2 protein-coding genes are annotated in these 2134 nt (G+C 51.0%); one reads left to right on the top strand and one right to left on the bottom strand.

Annotated features, from left to right (window positions below):
• Positions 1-301 precede the first annotated feature (301 nt).
• Positions 302-1108 (top strand): hypothetical protein, encoded by an 807-nt coding sequence (locus SMC5_RS06795; RefSeq protein ID WP_119120108.1) that lies wholly within the window; start codon positions 302-304, stop codon positions 1106-1108.
• Positions 1109-1154: 46 nt separating this feature from the next.
• Here the strand turns inward: SMC5_RS06795 and SMC5_RS06800 are convergent, their stop codons facing one another.
• Entirely contained in the window at positions 1155-1835 is a 681-nt protein-coding gene (locus SMC5_RS06800; protein ID WP_119120109.1) for an MBL fold metallo-hydrolase, read from the bottom strand.
• Positions 1836-2134: the final 299 nt, after the last annotated feature.

Here is a 2134-nt window from a genome sequence, read left to right on the forward strand (position 1 = left end):
CTCAGGAAACTGGAAGAATAGGCCACGCTCCTACAGGGGAAGCGGCGAAATTGCCAATCCGACACTTGAGACAATGCGAAAGAATGCTGGAGCATTGGAAGTTCAAGTTGATGATCTGGTCCGGTAGAATCCAGGAGCTATGGGTTGTATGGCTAGACAGGCAACCAATGGAATAGCACAACCAGGGGGTACTCGCCCCCCCGAAGACTCATTCCCTTTTGAGAAGGAGTATGCTCGCGCCACTGCGGCATTGAACCGAACAGGAATTCTGATCCTTCTCCCACGATCAGGAAGTCCAGGGGTGATCGGAATCAACGGCAAGGAGTATCCTGTACCAACTCACGAACAGCTGCAAGAGGTATTTGCACGCAACAAGGAATTGGTTGACAGGAAGATGCAACAAGGCTTTACTCAGCTTCAGTTGACGCCGATCGCAATGCCCGCTTCACGACTTATTGGCCTGATGAGATCAGCCATTGTCAGACACGCGGCAGAAGGACTGATTTATCAGACCAGACGTTCTCCTTCTGATCCTTTGGTGCCTGTTCGTGTCAATGCCGAGAAACAAGTCTGGCTGTGGGATACGTTAGAACAAGCACTAGATGGAGATGATCTCGTATACTTCCCTCAGGAATACTCAAGCAACCATCGGGGACAGACCAAATTGGAGGTAGTCAATAGCAGGCGGATTTGTGCTGTTCCAGGCTGGTCTGTGGGATTAGTCGAAAATCTGACTATTATGCCCGAGCAGGGCCAGGGAAGGACGTTGGGAGGCAGAAGACAACTGGAGACAGGCTGGTCTCCTCGTGAGTATCTGCAGATATTGCAGACGGAGGCCTATGAAGGAGAAACGGGACAAACACTTGAGGACTTCATTACAGACTTCCTTACCCACCTCGAAACAACTAATGAAGTAAGCAATGACGTGAATGACCACAATGCTCTATGGTGTCTTGGGCAATACCTGAGAATCTCATATGCGGAAGTGGTGCCGACCGGGCGCTGGGTTCGAGACGTCGGGAGAGTTCGCTTGGACATGCACCGTACAGGAAACAAGGTTTGCACCAAGAATTGGGGTGCGTCTTCCACCGTGAGACTTGGCACCTGAGTCTTGTCCTTTCTTCGCCTTTTGGCTTTTCCTTTTTCAATTTGATCTAGGAATAGTGTTTCTGCAGGAGCTCCCTTACCTTCTTCGATGCATCTGGCATGACAGGCTTTCCATGTCCAGGCAGCATGATATCGCACTCGAAGTGGGAGAGCTTCTTGATAGACTCCCATGCCTTCTCGATGTCGTAGGTCATGTTGTCCGAGGGAGGTTGTACGCCGCCATTGTCATCTCCCCTCAAGGCGTCCCCGACGAACATGAAGGCACGTTCCCGGTAGAGACATATACTCCCATCGGTGTGACCTGGCGTGTCAAGAACGCTAAGACTTTCCACTCGGTCGCCCTCCTTGAGAAGAATGTCAGGTTTGAACGTTTCGAACCTCCCAAACTTCGACACAGCCCCCAACAGCATGGCAGAAAGCCCCTTTGCAGCCTTTAGTTCCATTTTTCCCTCAACCCGCGGAGCATCAAGGACTCCGATCGCAATTTCTGCACCAGTAAGCTCCTTCAACTGCTTGGCGCTTCCGCTGTGATCCAAGTCGGCATGGGTAAGGACGATTGTTTTGATGTCGGTGCTCTTGTAACCAACACTACGGGCGTACTCCGCAATCTTTTTGGCATTTCCAGGCATTCCTGTGTCAACAATCGTCAGCCCATTCTCCTCAACGAGGAGATAGATATTGACGAAGCCCGTGTCGTCTATAGTGTGCAGTCCCTTGATGATCTCCATGTATTCCCCCCGAAAACCGATATAAGCTCGACAGACAGATTCTGCGCCACCGCATCAACGCAAGGCCAATTTTAGACCTGCTTTGCCATAGGTCAAACGAGTCCCACCATCGCTCGCTCGTTCTCTTGGTCCCTTCCCATAACTACATTTGCCAATACTGCTACACTAAACTGAGAAGGTAGCGGCGGTTGTTCGCCGGTTGCACTGAAGTAGGCACTGGCGCTACCATTCTATCCCAACATCCAGGCACTTGTTCGCTATGGCAACAGAATCTATACGGTCTCCTTGACACAAGATGG

Source organism: Candidatus Cryosericum odellii, from assembly GCF_003570935.1.
GTDB classification, from domain to species: domain Bacteria; phylum Caldisericota; class Caldisericia; order Cryosericales; family Cryosericaceae; genus Cryosericum; species Cryosericum odellii.